Below are 17,376 nucleotides of genomic sequence, written 5' to 3'. Positions count from 1 at the left end.
CCGCAAGTTCCCCCATATAACACGAAAAGGCTCAAGCGGAGTGAGGGCTTGAGCTTTTTCTGCTTGAAATAATAAAACGACATCTCCGCCACTTTTTCTAAAGCATACTCGCGAATGTTGTTCTTTAAATCGTAAATAGAAGCGCCCAATTATCTAGCCTGCTTCCGTGCATGTTGATTTGCTATCTTCAAGAGCTCTTGGAGCTGTTCTCGATTCTCTATGTATTATGGCATTCCAGAGTATGCTATACTTCTACTTCGGTAAGTTGTAGAAGTTTCTCTAAATCAGTTACTTTATCTGAAGCAACTACACTCAAATACTTCCGTACAACCTTCGACTTTTCAATACTTTCCCTAATAGTCTGGTAGCAAAGATCGACTAGTGTATCCTGTTCGATTAATGTATTTGTTAATGCCTCACCATTCGTTGTATAGATGGGGGTATCTTGAATGACCTCCTTTATATCATAGTCATTGCTACAAATAATTGACGCCCCCAGCAAAAGTACTGCAGCTAGACTATGAATTTCTCCGAGATCATTAGTATTTTTCAAAAGACGGCCTTCTCTTATTTTCTTCTCATTTAAATCTGAAAAAGCTTTATGCATATCTTTTAAATAACTTTCATAGATCGCATAATCATTTTCTGTCAACGCCGTTTCATCATCAGGATCAAAGAGCTTCCACTTTCCTTGGTCAATATAACTCTGCACTTTTTTCCTAACATCTGATATTAATATTTCATCAAGTACCACTTGATGGATGTAAATATCTTCATACAATGAATCAATCCAATTAAAAACATCAGCAGACTTAAAAGTGGCGGCATGAATCAATATGTTAGCATCAACAAACACTTTTCCATTACGCATCGACTTCATGCCCCCTTGAAAGGGCAACCAATTGATATTGTTCTGCAAGCTTGGGAGCAAATTTTGAAAGCTTATTTGCTGCTATAAGCATATCTAAACCTTTTTTCTCTACTCTCTCTTTTACTGCATACTCATATGCTACAAATCTTGTGTCCTTGCTGGAATAATCTGAAACTGAGATTGGAAACCCTAATTCAGACCGTTTTTCCAACCATTCCACTTCGGAAAATTTTTTAGTCGGTACTTTTTCACCAAGTTCACTTAATCTTCGTACTACTGCCATATAGGGAACGTCAGCAAGGTCAGCAATTTTAAGAATAGCTACTTCATCATCTTGCTTTTTAAACTTCTTCCATAAATTTTTAGTTAGTTCTTTAGGTAGCATTATTGCTGCTGCAAATCGATCCGCTGCACGTTCATGATCAAAATTTCCATCCTGCATAAGACTTCCTTCTGATAAATGCCACAGTTCATGAGCAGCCGTAAAATATCTCGTTCTCAATGAATGAAAAGTATTCAAGACAACAAACTGCTCACCATTCTGATGTTGAATCGCTGCACCATAATAATTTTCATCTTCCACATATTGGTAAATTAAATTTACCTTATCAGCAAGTAAACGTTCAATATGTGAACCAATAAAAATATCATGACCTATTGCGTCTTGCAAGAAACTCGCCGCGTACACCTCAGCAACTTTTTCAGCTTTTTCTCTATGATTCATCAGTTCACCTAATCGATCATCCCGATATAATCTTCAATTGCAAATAGTAAAGAATCAAGTTCTCTTTTAGACCGACGATTAGATACCGTCCCTCTCAAATGTACAGTCAGTAATCCTTTTTCTGTCGATTCATCCCTGAGGAGGTCCACTACTTGGATATCTAATAAATTTGCTATTTGCTCAACGTGCTGGGGTTGTAATACTCGATTACCTGTCAACAGATGTCCTACCATACCTTTACTCAGCCCTAATTCATCAGCTAGCCACTGATAAGATTTCCCTTCTGCTTCTAACCATGCTTTAACCTTTTTAATTACTATCTCCTGTGTTCTCATACATACACCACCTCATGTTTGTATACAAATATTATACAAATTCTTGTAGACGTATACAAATGATTTTTATTATCTTATGCAAAATGTTGTGAAAGGATACATACAACTCAAAGAACTGAACATCAAAGGCAAAAACCACATCCTCTTGCGGATGTGGTTTTACATGGTGGAGGCGAGAGGATTTCAACCCCTGTCCAGAGACAACGGCACATGCGCTGCACCTGCGAAATGATGCAATAAAACAAAATGATTGCCATACCACCCGAAGGTTGCTCTGAAATATCCCTTCCATTGTCACACACCGTCTTCTTTAACGCTTATAGCTACACGATCGGAGAGCGCTCATCGAAATAATCTGAAGGGCTGTGTCCGGTTAGCCGCTTGAAGATGCGGTAGAAATAGGAAACGTCGCTATAGCCGACATATTCGGAAATTTCGCTCACCGTCAACTGGGACTCCGTTAGCAAATATATAGCGGTCTTAATACGCTGGCTATGCGTGTAGGCGCTGATCGTCTGACCCGTTACCTCGCGGAATAAGGTAGCAGCGTAATTCGGCGTTCGCTGTATCGCGTCACCGAGCTGCTCCTTGCTTACCTTCTCCCGGTAATGCTGCTGGATATAATGCTTCATCCGCTCCACGCACCGATGCTTGCTGCTAGTGATCGGGCCGCGATCCAGCTCCTGGCTGACCATGACGAGCGCTTCCGCGAGCAGCGCCCCGGCCATGAGCTCGTAGTACGAGGGCCTCTCCTGCCACTGTATCAGCAATTCCTTCAATCGCTCCAGCACCTTGTCATAGCACCCCAGACGCAGATGTAGCGGCGCTGATCGCTGGAGCAATGACAGCTCGCCTGAGGTAGCTCCCGGGACGAAGCGGATCGAAAGCTTCGTATGGAACACGGTCGGGATGCTCTTCCCGTAAAAAACTTGTCCAGCAGGCAGCAGCAGCAGCTCGCCCTTCTCCATTATATACTTGGTGTTGTTCACCCAATATACACATCTGCCATAGGTGAGCAGCACCAGTCGGCAGTCAGCGCCCCGACCCTCCCCCTTATCGCCTTCCTCGTACCATTCCACTCCATGATCCTCACGCGCCTCCGTAATAATCAGCATAGAAGAGCCTCCCGCTCGCCATCATCTCCGTACTATATTTCATTCAGTATACCATAGTTCATAGTTACAACTGCCATTACAAGCTACAATGAAGGTAATATAGGAGGTGCTTCACATGCAAAAAACTAAAATTATCTGTACCATGGGACCTTCGTGTGATTCGGTAGAAACATTGAAAGAAATGATTCGCGCGGGCATGACTGTCGCCCGGCTGAATATGGCGCATGGCGAGTTGGAGGATCATGTCGCGCGCATTGAGAACGTAAGACAAGCTGCGCGCGAGCTTAATACGTTCGTGCCGATGATGATGGACATTAAGGGGCCTGAGGTGCGGATTGGCAAGCTCAAGGAAGCCGCTGTCGATCTGCAGGCAGGCAATGAGCTGATTCTGACCTCTGAGGAGGTGCTGGGTGACAGCACGCGCATCGGGGTGAACTATGCTGAGCTGCCGCAAGTGGTGAAGGCAGGCGACCGCATCCTGATCGATGACGGCTTGGTTGATCTGACTGTCCTGAAGAGCGAGGGCACAGAAATTACTTGCCTGATCCAAAGCGGCGGCCTGCTGAAGCCGCGCAAGGGCGTCAATCTCCCAGGCATCAAGACGACGCTGCCGGGGGTAACCGAGCGCGATGTGGCGCATATCCACTTTGGCATCCAGCATGACATCGAGATGATCGCTGCTTCCTTCGTCCGCAAGGGAGAGGACATTCTGGAGATTCGTCGTATCCTGACAGAGAACGGCGCGCCACATGTGCAGATCATATCCAAGATTGAGAACGAGGAAGGCATGGTCAATTTGGACGGTATTATCGATGCCTCCGACGGCATCATGGTAGCACGCGGCGATCTGGGAGTTGAGGTTCCTGTTGAGGAAGTGCCGATGATGCAGCAGGAGATGATTACCAAGTGTAATCTGGCCGGCAAGCCGGTCATCGTTGCCACTCACATGCTGGAATCGATGCAGCAAAATCCGCGCCCAACAAGGGCAGAGGTGAGCGATGTTGCGAATGCCGTGCTGCAGGGCGCGGACGTCATCATGCTGTCCGGGGAATCCGCAGCGGGCAAATACCCGATTCAATCGGTGAAGACGATGGCCTCGATCGCACGCAAAGCCGAGACGATGATTCAATACCACCAGCAGTTCACGAAGAAAAAAGCGCAGCACTCCACCAATATTACAGAAGTGATCAGCCAGGGCGTCGTCAGCGCATCGCTGGAGCTGGATGCCAAGGCGATCATTACTTCGACAGAGAGTGGATTCACAGCGCGCATGATCTCCAAGTACCGCCCGCAAGCGCCGATTATTGCCATCACGCGCCATCCGCATGTACTGGCCAAAATCTGCCTGCTGTTCGGTGTCATCCCGATTCAAGGCGAGAGCTACTCCACCACAGATGAGATGTTTGACTCCTCCACGCGACTGGCTCGGGAGAACGGTCATGTCGAGGCAGGCGACATCGTCGTTCTGTCCGCGGGCGTGCCTCTGGGCGAATCCGGTCGCACGAATCTGCTGCAGATCCAGCAGGTATAAGACAAGCCGGCAGTATACGTAGCGGATGCACGCCCTAAGTTGAAGGGTAGTGTCCTGTGTCACGCTTACGCAAGACAGCTCATGACATATCCATAAGGGGTCGTCCCATACGCCCCCAACATAACTAGGCTGGACAGAGACAACGTAACGTTTTCCGTCCAGCTTTTTTTGTGTGCCTGCTGTTACGCCGGCGCCGGAACTTCTGCTTGACAGTTTTTTTCTGACTGGCTTATAATAAAAACAACAACATATGAACATGTATTCATATATTAAATTATAGAAAGCAGGTATCGCTATGGCAGAGCATTCTCATGGCCATGACCACGATCATGGACACAGCAGCAACAACAAACGGACTTTGCTGATTTCATTTGCGATCATCACGGCGTACATGGTGGTCGAAGTCATAGGCGGCTTCATGACCAACAGCCTGGCTCTGATCTCGGACGCGGGACATATGCTGTCCGACTCCCTGGCCTTGGCCATTGCCTTGCTTGCCTTCAGATTTGGCGAGAAGGCGGTCAGTACAGGAAAAACATACGGGTACAGGCGTTTTGAGATACTGGCTGCTACGCTCAATGGGCTAACCTTGATCGGCATTGCCATTTACATCTTCTATGAAGCGATCGAACGCTTTACTAACCCGCCGGAAGTCGCTACGGTCGGCATGCTCATCATCAGTACCATTGGACTGCTGGTTAACATCCTGGTGGCCTGGATTATGATGCGGGGCGGCGATACCGAGCATAATCTGAATATGCGCGGCGCCTTCTTGCACGTCATCAGCGATATGATGGGTTCTGTAGGCGCAATCGCCGCCGCTCTGCTCATGATGTTCTTTGGCTGGGGCTGGGCTGATCCACTGGCCAGCGTCATCGTCGCTGTACTCGTACTTCGCAGTGGCTATATGGTGAGCAAGTCTTCCCTGCATGTATTAATGGAAGGAACCCCGCGCAATATTAAGGTGGAAGATGTCGCGCAGGCCATATTGAAGGTCGATGGCGTCCATGGGGTGCATGATCTGCATATCTGGTCGATTACAAGCAACATGCATGCCCTGACTGCCCATATCGTCGTAGATGGGAACAAAACCGTATATGAAACGGAAGCTATAGTGCACAAGGTCGAGCATATGCTGGAGCATAAAGACATTTCCCATGTAACCTTGCAAGTCGAATCGGAGAAACACGCGCATGAGGACAGCCTCTTATGCAACATTAAAGCAAGCGCGCCCGATGCTCACGCCCATCATCATCATTAGCGTCAGCGGTTTTCAATGGGGCTGTCACATTCAAAAGGCTGGGCGAGAAAACGTCACGTTTTCCGTCCAGCCTCTTTGCCGGCCTGCTGTTGCATACACCCGGCAGATATGAAATTGGCGGCGCAAACTTTCGTTCACACCGCCTCCTTATTATTCTACGCCATCCTTGAAATGCTTGTCGTAGTGCTTATCGCCTTTATGCTCCAGATCGCTTAGTGTCTTCTCCAGCGTCTGCACGATCTGCTCCTTCGCCTGGGAGATCGTATCGTAGAACAACGCTTCCTCTGCGCCAACAATCCTCACTCCGCTGATCGCTTGCATAGAGGTGAAGAGTCGATGCTGCTCAGCCAGATCATCCAGTGCCTTAAGCGTATGCTTCGTCTGCAAAAACAAATCCTTATGATGTTGCTCTGTCAGACGCTGCTCCAATTGCTCCAACCGTGCATTCATGTTATCATCGTCCCCTTCATTATGAATTCGCAAGCCTCCTGATCCGAAGCCGCGTTCTTGCTTCTATTGTATCCGCAGCCGAGCCCGATTAGCAAGGCACCCCTTATCGACGATGCGAGGTACGTTCTAGGATGGCCACGCGGCTAGGACGAAGCGGACGATAAATCCTGCTCTTGAGCTTAGTTAGGGAACAAAACCCAGCCGTCAACAGCAGGTTACTTGCCTTCCTCATCCTCGCGGTAGTCCTCAACAATGACTTCAAGCGCACCTGTCATGGGGTCCATGACAAAGCCATGCACAGGAACCGCCTTAGGGAACAGAGGATGCCTGCGCACCATCTTCACGCTATGCATGACACCTTCCTCTGCACTGGAGAAGCCACGTAGAAATTTCTCCATGCGAATTCCAGAATTCTCCAGCGTCTCGACCACGAGCGGGTCAATCCCGTGTTCGGCAAACTTGCTGACCATGCCTTGGGCATCGAGATTAGTCATGCCACAGCCATGGTGTCCGATGACGAGCACCTCACGCGCGCCGAGCTCGTACACCGCCACAAGCACACTGCGCATGGCACTCCCGAACGGCTGGGTCAGGATCGCGCCCGCATTTTTAATAAACTTGGCATCCCCATTCTTGAGATTCAACGCCTTGGGAAGCAGCTCAACCAGTCTGCTATCCATACAGGTGATGACGGCAATCTTCTTCTCTGGAAATTTATCTGTTACATAGGTTTCGTACTGCTTGTCCTCGACAAACGCTTTGTTAAATTTTAATAGTTCAGGTACAATCGACATATTGTCGCCTCCTAACACTGGCAAAATGGCCTGTAACCATTATTCATAGATTTTCGCTAACAGTCAACGGTTTTGATTGGAAAAAATGGGTTTACAAGCACATATTCTTCAAGTGTGCGAGACTGACGCCGTATCCAAAAAGAAGGCAGCGGATGTCCGCGCATATCGCGAGGTGTCCGCTGCCTTCCATTAATTCATCAGTTTTCCCTCCTTCCGGCTTCTAGTCCGGTATTCCGGGAACACCATGGCCGGGTCCAGCAAGCTGATGCGCTCCGCCCATTCGGGGAGCGTCAATTGAAACTCCGGGTCGTTACTGGAATAAGCTACCCGCAGCGTCTGTCCGATTCCAAGCAGCCTGATCAGCTCAATGTCCCGTGTAAAAAATGCCAGTCTACCCACCACATCCTCTCCCGAGCTGGTCCGAAAGCCGATCTGAAGCCTCATCCGGTATCTCCCGGAACGCTCACCGATCACCTTCTCCATCTCCGCCCCAATGACGGTCCCGACGGTCTCCAGCCGTTCCGCCTGAATCTTGCCTGCCGTAAACCTGTTGGCCCTGTCATGCAGCATGGCTCCTGCAATAAAACAGCCAAATGACAACACGATCATGACCACCCCCAGAAGCATGCCATAGCTGGTTGCCGCCACTGCACCAATCGTAAGCAGCAGGGCTATCATATGGACAACATACCCCATTCTTCTGTAGTCCATCGCCACCCCCGCCTTCCTATGGGTTTGCGGCGTTCTGCCGCACATGTGCCTGCACTCTTGGCTGTTCTGCATCATGCTGCGGCATCGGCAGATGTCCGACAGAACGCATACTTTTATTATAGTGGATGATCATGTTCAGCGTTTGAAAATGAATATTTACTAATGATTATATCCATGCGAGCTTCGCCGTATGCTCTCAAGCAGCGCCCTTCAACCAGCACACTGATAACGGATCGGCGGCAGCCCGGGCCCTTACTGCTTGCTGCTTACTGCTTACTACTTGCTGCTTGCAGTTCACCCAGCAGTTCTCTAGCCGTCTCCTCCAACACCGCCTCATCCTCCGCTTGCATGTAGATCGCCTCTATTTGATTGCGGAGTGCCTTGGCCTCTGCGAGCAAGCTGATCGCTTCCTTCATAGAGGCCTTGTAACGGGCGCTCACATCTGCGATAGCCTCGCTGTGCCGCTCGTCAGTCCCAGGGGCAATGGCCAGCTCATAGACATCCAGGATGCGATCTCCCTCTCGTACAGGGAAATGTTCATGTGGCGCCGTGCTGTCGAAGATAGCCAGGCTTCGTTCGGGGAAGATCAGCATATCAAGACTGCCGGGATCAAAGCCGCAGTGGTATACCTCCACATCCAGTCCCCGCTCTGTCGCGGCGGCAGCCAGCTTCTTGAACAGCGTGGACTTGCCTGACCCAGGCCGCCCCTTGACGAAGACTCGAGTCTGCACCGTCTCGGTTAGATTCGGCACGAAATCCACCGCACCGCTGCAGGTAGCTGCACCGAGAAAGCGGTGCCCCGCGCGCGGCTCCTTCGTAGCTGCCTCTGAGCGATTGCCCAGGTGCGTATCCGCCCATTGCACGGCAAGTTCGTTCATGACCCCGCGGTCAAGCGCCTCAATATAGTATGCTTCCCATTCGTCATGAATACGCAGCGTCCGCTGAAAGCATGCATAGGCTTGTTCATAAGTATGGCTCAGCTCCTGCTCCAAGTGCGCTAGCGCTGCCTCTTCCCGTGTCAGTGCTTCCTCCCGCAATGCGTGCGCTACGGAAATCCGTATCACCTGTGCCGTCGCTACAGTCTCTTCTGTCTCTTCTGTCTCTGTTATCTCTCCCGTCGCTTCCGCCGTAGCGGCTTCATCCCAAGCTTCCGCGTCTATGATCCCGATGCCAAGCTCATGGATGATGATTCCCTCCAGTTGCGTACTATCCAGTGGCTGATGTATCCAGTCGATCGAGAGTGGCTGGCTACGCAATTGTCGTTCCAATGCTGCCAGCACCCTGCTTGTTCCTCCAGGATAGCCATCCAGGATGTAGATCGTGTTCAAGCCTTCATATACGGAAGCTGTTAGGTTGTACAGTCCTTCCGCCGTATTGCCGCGTGCGAAATAATGACGCTGTGTCATAAGCTCATCCGCTCCCTTCCTGCTGCTGCAGGCCATTTGCATTCCTTACACGGTATGCGATGCAGGTGGGCGGGGTGTCTGGCCTTCTGGGCGAAATTAGCGAGCTCTTATTGCGGCAGCGGCAACAGCAGCGCGGACAGCTCCTCGTAGCTGCACACAATATGATGCGGTTGATGATCCGACTCCGGTGTGACGCCACGATGGTTGAACCATATGGCCTGCCAGCCTGCACCAAGCGCGCCAACGACATCATTGCGCCACGAGTCGCCGATATATACGCAATCCTCCGGGCGCGTGCCTGTCGCTTGATTGACATGCTGAAATAATCGAATATCCGGCTTATCCCAGCCCGCTGCACCCGAGATGAAGCGATGACCCGCGGGAATCAGCTCATCCAACTGCAGCGCCTCCAGCTTGTTGGTCTGATGCTCGGGAGCACCATTCGTAATCAAGCCGAGCAGTACGCCCCGATCCCGCAGTGCCGTCATAAGCTCACGAGCACCGGGAAACAGCGCAATCTTGTACTGGCAGCCCAGATACGCTGCTTGCATCCGGGCCGCCTCCTCGTCACTGAGCTTTATGCCATGCTCTGCCAGTGACAGCTTGAACCTCTCTCGCCTCATATGCTGGGTGGCGTTGCTTTGCTCCATGGCTTCGGCTCCGCCCAGCTCATGCGACAGCTTGTCGCTATAATAGCGCATACGGTGATAGGCCTCTTCATATGGAAAGTGGTCTGCGGTTCCGCCGACCTCCCGAACCGCAGTGTAAAATGGAGTCAGGTGGTCATACAGGGTGTCATCCACATCAAAAAATACCGCCGTTGTCTCCGGCGCCTGCTTGAGCTTGCTCATTACGTATCTCTCCTGTCTGCTAAATTGCTGATGTCCATCTATCGTAGCATTGCCTGCTCCTCACGCCTAGCCATAGGGGGCAAAAGTTTGCCGGCTGCTCTGCGTAGCGAGACAATTTTTGATATACTGTTAAGGTGTAAAATGGACGGATACGCTTTCCCTTGACGTACCCCGGTACGCCAGCGAGCAAGCACCTTGCCCGGAACGACATTCGGCAGCATCTGCTCCCGTCGGAGTTGAAGACACGTCCTAGCGCGAAACATAAGGAGAGAAATGAGTTATGCAGCAGCATCTATTGGCACAAGTGGAGACGGAGGACGGCATCATCACCGTATACGAGACGCAGGAGCTTTATGGCGAGAAGGGGCGGTTTCGGATACTGCAGTTCGCGGATGAAGCCATTCAGGGGGCACTCGACCTTGAGCAGCAAGGGCGGATGATCTTCGAATATCCCAGAGCGCTCGTTCATCTCATGGCCTGCCATCGACCTCAATTTGAACGCGCGTTCATTATTGGCCTTGGCATTGGAACGATTGCCAGGCATTGGGCAGATCGGCAGATTCTATCCGCTGAGGCGAGCCGTGATGTTGCCGAGCTGAGCAGGCGTTATTTTGGCTGTGAGCAGCTACGGGTCGAGATCGGTGACGGGAGGCTGTTGCTTACGGAGCAGCCGGATGGACGATTCGACTATATCGTCGTCGATGCCTTCACGAGCGAGGGAACGCCCAGCCATCTCACATCACCCTCCTTCTATGAGCTGGCTGCCAGCAAGCTGGAGGAGGGTGGGGCGCTGCTGTTCAACCTGATGGGCAGACGGCAGCAGGATCATAGCATTCAGATGATCTATGCTGACCTGCAAGAGCGCTTCGCTCATGTGCAAGCATTTATTTTACCTGCCGACAGAGGGCATGATCTGCATAATATCATCCTGGCTGCTGCAAAGACGCCGATCCGCTGCCAGGCGCGGCAGATGGCAGGCTTCATTCCTCATGACCTATAGACAGCCGAGAGGAGCTTTTCGTTGTGAACGTTCGCTTATACCCATTTTTGCTATTCTATGTCTTCATCTATGCGGGCAATGCGGTCTATGGCACCTTCCTGCCCGTTTATTTTCAGCATATCGGCTTTGATCCCATACGGATCGGTACCCTGCTCAGCCTGGGCCCGTTGGTCGCTATCATGGCTCAGCCCGTGTGGGGCGCCCTCGGAGACCGGGCGCGCTCCAAAAATTCAATCCTGCTCCTGCTGCTTGCAGGCAGCGGCATCGCAGCACTACTGTACCCGCTATCGACCATGTTTGTATATCTGCTGGTGATGATCTGTCTGTTCACCTTCTTCCAGACCTCCATCTTCGCCATGGGCGACACCATTACACTGGAGGTTCTGGATCGGCACAGGCTGGCCAGCTTCGGCCTGATCCGCATGGGCGGAACGTTCGGCTTCGCGGCGATGTCGCTCCTGTTCGGCGCGATCGCCCAACAGCATATCGGTTCCATGTTCTATGTCTATGCGTTGCTGATGGTATGCTGCGTGCTAGCTGTGCTGAGGTTTCCTACGATTGCAGGCCACCAGTCCAGTGGAAGCAAGATGTCGACACGGGTTCTGTTCCGGGATCGCCTGCTGATGCTGTACATGGGGTTCAGCTTTATTCTGCAAGTTACCTTAGGGTACTACTACGCCTTTTACCCGATGTACTTCTCAAGTCTGGGCGGTGACAGCCTGCTGCTCGGATGGTCAATGGTGATTTCCTCGCTAAGCGAGGTGCCGTTCCTGCTCTATGCCAACAAGATTTTTGCCCGCATTCGAGTATCGACGATTCTGTTGGTTGCTGCTGCGGCATCCGTTGTCCGCTGGGCACTGTTCGCGGTCATTGATTCCCCCTACTGGGTACTGCCTGTGCAGGCGCTGCATGGGCTGATCTTTATCGTCCTGACGGTAACGATGGCATATTACATTAATCAGCATGTGCCCAAGGAGCTGAAAGCGAGCGGTCAGACACTGCACGGCTTGCTGACGCTTGGAGCAGCGCGCATTATCGGCAGCTTCGCTGGCGGGATCGCCACCCAGCAGCTCGGAATACGCACCGTGTTTATATACAATTCGGGGATTGCGCTCTGCAGCACCCTTGCCTTCATCCTGATCGTATGGGGGATGCGGAACAGGCAGACACAGACGGCGGATGAGCGGAGGGGCAGTTAACTCATAGGACAAAAAGAGCAAAAAGAGCTGTAGCGAATGCTACAGCCCCAGCTTCTGTCCCCGCTCCAGCCGTTTGATCTGCTGCTCCCCAGTGTCGGCCATCTCCCGGAATACATGGATCGTATCGCGCATCTTCGGCAGCGCCTCCTGCTTATAGGTGCTGATGGAATCGAGCGCAGACAGCACATCGGAGAACGCCTGCTTGAGCGTATCGACAGAGATGCTCGTCTCCAGCGACTGCTTGTGGATAGCAGCTCCCTGATTTTTCAACATACGGGAGGTAGCGCCGATCAACTCATTCGTCGTCTGATTTAACATCTCGATCTTCTGCAGCACGATCTTCTGATTATAGAGCGCGCTGGCAACGGTCACTGAGATTTTGAGCGCCGAGATGGTCACGTTGCGTGCACGGTCAACTCCGCGGATCAACTCCTTATTGTTGCGGATGACCACCTCGATCGCCATAATGCCCTGCTGGTTCACGACCTGCATCTGCTGCAGATCCATCACGCGCTGCCGCAGCGGAAACAGCACCTCCTCGGTAATGAACCGAATCTTGTCCTCCGACTCGCCGCGCAGCTTCGCCGCTTCAATCTGGCGCTCGATCTCCTCGTCCATCAGCATCCCAAGCTGAATCTCCTTCTGAAGCTTCTTGGTCAGCTCGCGCAGCGTATGCTGCTCCAGCTCGAGCGTCGTATTATCGTTCTTCAGCACCGTCTTGCCCTTATCGAGCGAGCTGATGATATCGGAGATGACGACGTCGGCCTTCTGGAACTTTGCAAAATAACGGCGCAGCGGGTTGAATAGCTTACTAAGTGGCCCTGTCTTCATGAAGTCGATTGCGCTCGGGTCAAGGTCCTTGAGCTGCAGTTGCAGCTCCGTCAGTCCCTGCGCCACCTGTCCGCCCTCATCCCCTGATCGGGACAGATTCTGAACCGATACCTGCAAGAGCGCATTTTTCTCTGAGGAGGTACGCATCGTTCCCATCCCGAAGCCATCAATAGACTGCAAAATCTGCCTGCGCTTATCGAGCGAATCCAGATCAAGCTCCAATATCGCTGTCACGTTGCTCTGCGCCAACTGCTGAAGCTGAGCCACCTCCTCCGGTACCGGCTTGACCTCCTCCTCGATTGCCGTTTTGATCTTCTCTGGGCTGATTACTTCCATTGAAAAAGACATTCCGACCCCTCCTATTCATCATGTTGAGCTGCTGCGCCGTTACTTGCAGCTACATCTGCACATTCAGCAGGTTGCCGATCTTGTAGACGACATCCTCCGTATCGGCATTGATGCTCGCCGCCTCGTTAATACTGGATATGTTCTCCAGCGCCTTGATGTCCGCGTTATAGCCGATCGTGTAGATCGGAATCTTGAATCCCTCGATGATGCCTCTCACATCATGAAGCGAATGACCGTCACGTGTCTCGCCGTCACTGAGAACGAAGATCAGCGGCTTCACATTCGGATTAGCGGCCATCTCCTCCTGCAGCATCTTCACCGCTACCGCGATAGCATCGAAGGTCGCGGTGCCGCCCGCTGCCTGCAGGCTATTGACGGCACCGACGAACATCGATTGCTGATTCGTATCGTAGACGCCGATTGGCACATGAATCGTTACATCCTGAGAGTAAGAGATGAAGCCGATGCTATTGCTCCGTCCCAGATATTTCTGCCCATTGAGCAGCGACTCCTTCAGTCGGTTCAGCGGCTCGCCCGCCATGCTGCCAGATACATCGGCCACGAACACTGCGGCAACCGGCTTACTGCCATCCTTCTTGTCCTTCCACAGCTTCTGCGCCGCCGCCAGCACATTCCCATTCACCTCAGGCAGCTCCGATACATAATTCTCCAGTCTATTGAAGCCGTTATCGCTGGCGAGCTTCTGGTATTTCTCCTGGACGACGAATTCGGCGAACGCCTTCAGAATCTGGCTTTTCTCCTGCGTGAGCTCTCCGAGCGCATACAGCGGACTGTCATGGCGTGCTCCGAACGGGGTGAACACATACCCGCCTTGCAGATCGGCCGCATTGGCGAAGGTCTGATACTCCAGCACGAACGCATCGAGCATGCCTGTCTTGGCCGCATCCCGCATCTGCAATGTCGTCGAGGCGGTGAATGGCACGTTAGCCTGGAAGCGCTCGAACCCTTCCACCGCCTTGCCGCCGAGCAGGTCGTTGCTGTCGAAGGTGGAGAGCGCAGTAACCAGGAAGTTCAGACCGGTGGAGCTGGCGAACGGATCGGTATAGCCCATCGCCAGTTCATTATCTGCGATCGCATCCGTGACCGTCTTGATGTTGACCGCACCGTATTTCTCAATCATGGCTTCATGCTTCGCCTTGGAGATAACGATGCCGGGCACATTGCCGACCAGACGCTTGGCGACCTGCTCCGTCTTCACGCCCTCCGCCTTGACCATCTCGCCCCATAGCTCATTGGATGGCGTGAACGCATCTGGCACATATTTGCCGGAACGGATATAATCGGTGGCTGTCCCCGAGGCAATGTTGCGAATCCGCACGGACACCGGCTGCCCGTTCACCTCGATATTGGAGGTGTTGAAGGCCGTCGCTACCTCATTCAACCAACCATCCACTCCAGTGCCCGATTTCTCGGTGGACGAGAAAATCTCCACATAGCTGCCGGTCGTCTTCTCCACCGAGATCGCGTACTTGGATATATCCGGCAGGGCATCACCAATCGAGACGGGATCGAGGTCAATCTGACCCTTAATCGGCTCCGCTGCCGTTACGTTAATTTTCTTATAGATGCTGTCCAGCTTCTTAGCCGCGTCCTCAGTCGATACCTGTGCCGTATCCTTCCCCAGATCCGAGGTCAGGCCAATACCGAAATAGATGAGGGCGAACACTGCAGCGGCAATAACGGCCAGCACGGTGAGCGCTTTTCCTTTCCCCATGCTCATCTCCCTTTCAATGCTTATAATATTTGGTCTGCTGAATGAGTGCATCGATCTCTTTCATGCAAGGCATCTCATCGATCTCTCTGTAATCTGTGCTGCCTAGCAGCGAGATTTCCAGCAACAGCTTGTCGAGCTTCAACATAATCTCCTCATTGCCAGCCAAGTAACCTTCAATATATGCCAGATATTTGTTGTACAGACTTTTCCGCTCCTGCACCAGCCGCTCCGAGAAGCGCGCTGCCCCCTGTTCACCGGCAAATTGCGCGAATTCAGAGGGGTCAAATACGCTCAGCTTGTTCAGAATTCCCTTGAGATTCAGATAAAATAGCCGCTCCACCTCCAAGATGACCGAGGTAAACTTCGTGTAGCTAAGCTCTGTCGGCTCGAACCGCTGGCCAAGCACCTCCATCAGCGCTCGCTTCTTCTTCTGCATGCGTTCGATCTGGTCTGTCGCCAGCGCCATATCCTTCTTGAGCACCTTGACGCTCTTGTACTGCCCAAGCGCTGCACTGTATTCCTCTGGATCAGCCTCATTGCCAACCGTCCTCCATTGGATGACTGGCGGTCTGAATAGCAACGTATAACTCTGATACAGCAGTACCAGCAGACTCACAATGATCAGGGTTGCTCCCACAGCCGTCTGCAGGCGGTCTCCGCCTCCAAGCTCTACCCCTAATAGTCCCGGAGAAAACACGACGATGTTGACTACAATAATGATAGCAATCGTTCCCAGCAGCCTGAGTATCCTTGAGCCGTTCACCCTGCACACCTCCTGCGCCCTCATTCTCCGAACATTCTGTCATGATCTATCCTTTCATACGTAGCATCCTGCCAATCGATGCATAAAAATACATCCTATCAAAGCAGCTCCACTCTCTGCCGCATGGACTATTATACCATATGCTCCCAACCCCTTAATTACATGAACAATAAATGCAGCGAAATTCATCCGACTCGGCACATTCTACAGGTGGCAGCTCGCTGCTTAGACCATCCAGCTTCCCGTTCGTCAGGTGCGTAATACGACGTACTGCCTTTTTGCCACAGCAAAAAGAACCTGAGTCTTGGCGGACCAGGTTCTTCGCCATCTATATAGTTAGCTCCATTAACTAGCCAAGCTTGTGCCCACAATTCGGGCAGAAGTTCGCACCCTCGTTCCTCGCGCCACAATTCGGGCAGAAGTTCGGCTTGGCGCCAGCCCCGCCCCCGGCACCCGCACCGCCGCCTGCCGCTCCGCCTGGCTGCGGTGCATTGCCAGACTGCCCGCCTTGACCGCCTTGACCGCCTTGACCGCCTTGACCGCCTTGACCACCCTGACCCTGGCCCTGGCCGCCTTGACCGGCTGCTCCACCTTGCTGCTGATTCCACTGATTCATATTCTTCATCATCTCGCCCGCCATGTTCATGCCCATCATCATGCCAGCCATATCCGCCGCGGCTCCGCCACCCTTCATCTTGCCGGAGGTCATGCCGTCGATCATCGACACCTGCTGATATTTTTGCATATTGCCTATCATTTCATGGGAGGCGGTCTTGGTGATCATATCCTGAATTTCCTTCGGATAGTTAAAGCTCATGATGTGGAAGCCGGTAATCGTCAAGCCGCTGTCCAGCATCTGCATATCCAGATCCTCGCGAATGCCCTGCGCAATATCAAATGAATTGGCCTGAAGGTTGAACATATCCTTGCCCTCGCGGCTAATCCACTTCATCAGCAGTTGATCCAGCACCGCTGTAATCCGCAGCTTCACATCCTCGACCAGATAGCTGTCCTTCACCCCGGCTACCCTGTCGATCAACGCCATGTAATCAGACACCTTGAAATTAAATGTCCCGTTCGCGCGGATCGGCATACCGCCAGGTAGCTGTGGCGTCGGAATGAGCACCGGATTTTGCGTCCCCCATCTCACCATGAATTCCTTCGTATTAACGAACAGCACCTCGACCCGCATGCCGCTGTTGAAGCCGAACTTGAAGCCCTTGAGCGTCGACAGGAACGGAATAATCTGGCTCTCGATGTTATACTCGCCATCCTGCTCGAATACACCCTCGATCTTGCCGTTATTCAGGAACACCGCATCCTGACCGGGACGGATGATGAGCTTGCTCCCCTTCTTAATCTCATTATTGTTCCATTTCCAGAAAATCATATCGTCCCTGAACTCATCCCACTCGACTACATTTGCAAATTGATTGCGAAAAAATACCATC

17 protein-coding genes are annotated in these 17,376 nt (G+C 52.0%); 4 read left to right on the top strand and 13 right to left on the bottom strand.

The window, feature by feature from the left end; genetic code table 11:
• Positions 1–244: 244 nt before the first annotated feature.
• The 4 genes from ACY1JZ_RS17225 to ACY1JZ_RS17210 all read right to left on the bottom strand — a co-directional run bounded on the left by ACY1JZ_RS17225 (position 245) and on the right by ACY1JZ_RS17210 (position 3,045).
• Positions 245–871 carry a PIN domain-containing protein gene (locus ACY1JZ_RS17225; protein ID WP_462630270.1) on the bottom strand — a complete coding sequence of 209 codons (627 nt, stop codon included), beginning with the start codon at positions 869–871 and terminating at the stop codon, positions 245–247.
• Positions 864–1,595: an ImmA/IrrE family metallo-endopeptidase gene (locus tag ACY1JZ_RS17220; RefSeq protein ID WP_462630269.1), complete on the bottom strand. Its 732-nt coding sequence runs from the start codon at positions 1,593–1,595 to the stop codon at positions 864–866. The genes ACY1JZ_RS17225 and ACY1JZ_RS17220 overlap by 8 nt, the downstream gene beginning before the upstream one ends.
• Before the next feature lie 8 nt (positions 1,596–1,603).
• Positions 1,604–1,930: a helix-turn-helix domain-containing protein gene (locus tag ACY1JZ_RS17215; RefSeq protein ID WP_462630267.1), complete on the bottom strand. Its 327-nt coding sequence runs from the start codon at positions 1,928–1,930 to the stop codon at positions 1,604–1,606.
• A gap of 323 nt (positions 1,931–2,253) precedes the next feature.
• Positions 2,254–3,045 (bottom strand): helix-turn-helix domain-containing protein, encoded by a 792-nt coding sequence (locus ACY1JZ_RS17210; protein ID WP_462630266.1) that lies wholly within the window; start codon positions 3,043–3,045, stop codon positions 2,254–2,256.
• A gap of 115 nt (positions 3,046–3,160) precedes the next feature.
• On the opposite strand from ACY1JZ_RS17210, the gene pyk reads away from it, so the two are divergent.
• A complete protein-coding gene (gene pyk, locus ACY1JZ_RS17205) occupies positions 3,161–4,576 on the top strand; it encodes a pyruvate kinase (RefSeq protein WP_462630264.1) in 1,416 nt (471 codons plus the stop codon).
• A 295-nt stretch (positions 4,577–4,871) separates the two neighbouring features.
• Positions 4,872–5,837: a cation diffusion facilitator family transporter gene (locus ACY1JZ_RS17200; protein WP_462630262.1), complete on the top strand. Its 966-nt coding sequence runs from the start codon at positions 4,872–4,874 to the stop codon at positions 5,835–5,837.
• 150 nt (positions 5,838–5,987) lie between these two features.
• On the opposite strand, the gene ACY1JZ_RS17195 is transcribed toward ACY1JZ_RS17200, so the two are convergent.
• From ACY1JZ_RS17195 to ACY1JZ_RS17175, 5 genes are all read right to left on the bottom strand, one after another.
• A complete protein-coding gene (locus ACY1JZ_RS17195; protein WP_270167694.1) occupies positions 5,988–6,287 on the bottom strand; it encodes a hypothetical protein in 300 nt (99 codons plus the stop codon).
• Positions 6,288–6,502: 215 nt separating this feature from the next.
• Positions 6,503–7,081, bottom strand: a complete 579-nt coding sequence (locus ACY1JZ_RS17190) for a beta-class carbonic anhydrase (RefSeq protein ID WP_270167692.1) — start codon at positions 7,079–7,081, stop codon at positions 6,503–6,505.
• 189 nt (positions 7,082–7,270) lie between these two features.
• Positions 7,271–7,792, bottom strand: a complete 522-nt coding sequence (locus ACY1JZ_RS17185; RefSeq protein ID WP_462630260.1) for a DUF3592 domain-containing protein — start codon at positions 7,790–7,792, stop codon at positions 7,271–7,273.
• A 266-nt stretch (positions 7,793–8,058) separates the two neighbouring features.
• Complete coding sequence (locus ACY1JZ_RS17180) at positions 8,059–9,198, bottom strand: hypothetical protein (RefSeq protein ID WP_462630258.1); 1,140 nt, start codon at positions 9,196–9,198, stop codon at positions 8,059–8,061.
• Between the two features lie 107 nt (positions 9,199–9,305).
• On the bottom strand, positions 9,306–10,049 hold the full coding sequence (locus ACY1JZ_RS17175; protein WP_462630256.1) for an HAD family hydrolase: 744 nt from the start codon (positions 10,047–10,049) through the stop codon (positions 9,306–9,308).
• Between the two features lie 280 nt (positions 10,050–10,329).
• On the opposite strand from ACY1JZ_RS17175, the gene ACY1JZ_RS17170 reads away from it, so the two are divergent.
• Entirely contained in the window at positions 10,330–11,049 is a 720-nt protein-coding gene (locus ACY1JZ_RS17170; protein WP_462630255.1) for a spermidine synthase, read from the top strand.
• 23 nt (positions 11,050–11,072) lie between these two features.
• Complete coding sequence (locus ACY1JZ_RS17165) at positions 11,073–12,248, top strand: MFS transporter (protein WP_462630253.1); 1,176 nt, start codon at positions 11,073–11,075, stop codon at positions 12,246–12,248.
• 39 nt (positions 12,249–12,287) lie between these two features.
• On the opposite strand, the gene ACY1JZ_RS17160 is transcribed toward ACY1JZ_RS17165, so the two are convergent.
• The 4 genes from ACY1JZ_RS17160 to ACY1JZ_RS17145 all read right to left on the bottom strand — a co-directional run bounded on the left by ACY1JZ_RS17160 (position 12,288) and on the right by ACY1JZ_RS17145 (position 17,375).
• Complete coding sequence (locus ACY1JZ_RS17160) at positions 12,288–13,427, bottom strand: toxic anion resistance protein (protein WP_462630252.1); 1,140 nt, start codon at positions 13,425–13,427, stop codon at positions 12,288–12,290.
• 49 nt (positions 13,428–13,476) lie between these two features.
• Entirely contained in the window at positions 13,477–15,162 is a 1,686-nt protein-coding gene (locus ACY1JZ_RS17155) for a vWA domain-containing protein (protein WP_462630251.1), read from the bottom strand.
• A gap of 13 nt (positions 15,163–15,175) precedes the next feature.
• On the bottom strand, positions 15,176–15,925 hold the full coding sequence (locus ACY1JZ_RS17150; RefSeq protein ID WP_270167677.1) for a hypothetical protein: 750 nt from the start codon (positions 15,923–15,925) through the stop codon (positions 15,176–15,178).
• A gap of 349 nt (positions 15,926–16,274) precedes the next feature.
• On the bottom strand, positions 16,275–17,375 hold the full coding sequence (locus tag ACY1JZ_RS17145) for an SPFH domain-containing protein (RefSeq protein WP_462630249.1): 1,101 nt from the start codon (positions 17,373–17,375) through the stop codon (positions 16,275–16,277).
• Between the last annotated feature and the right edge of the window lies 1 nt (position 17,376).

Source organism: Paenibacillus sp. J5, assembly GCF_054955055.1.
This window is presented reverse-complemented; position numbering and strand designations above follow the sequence as displayed.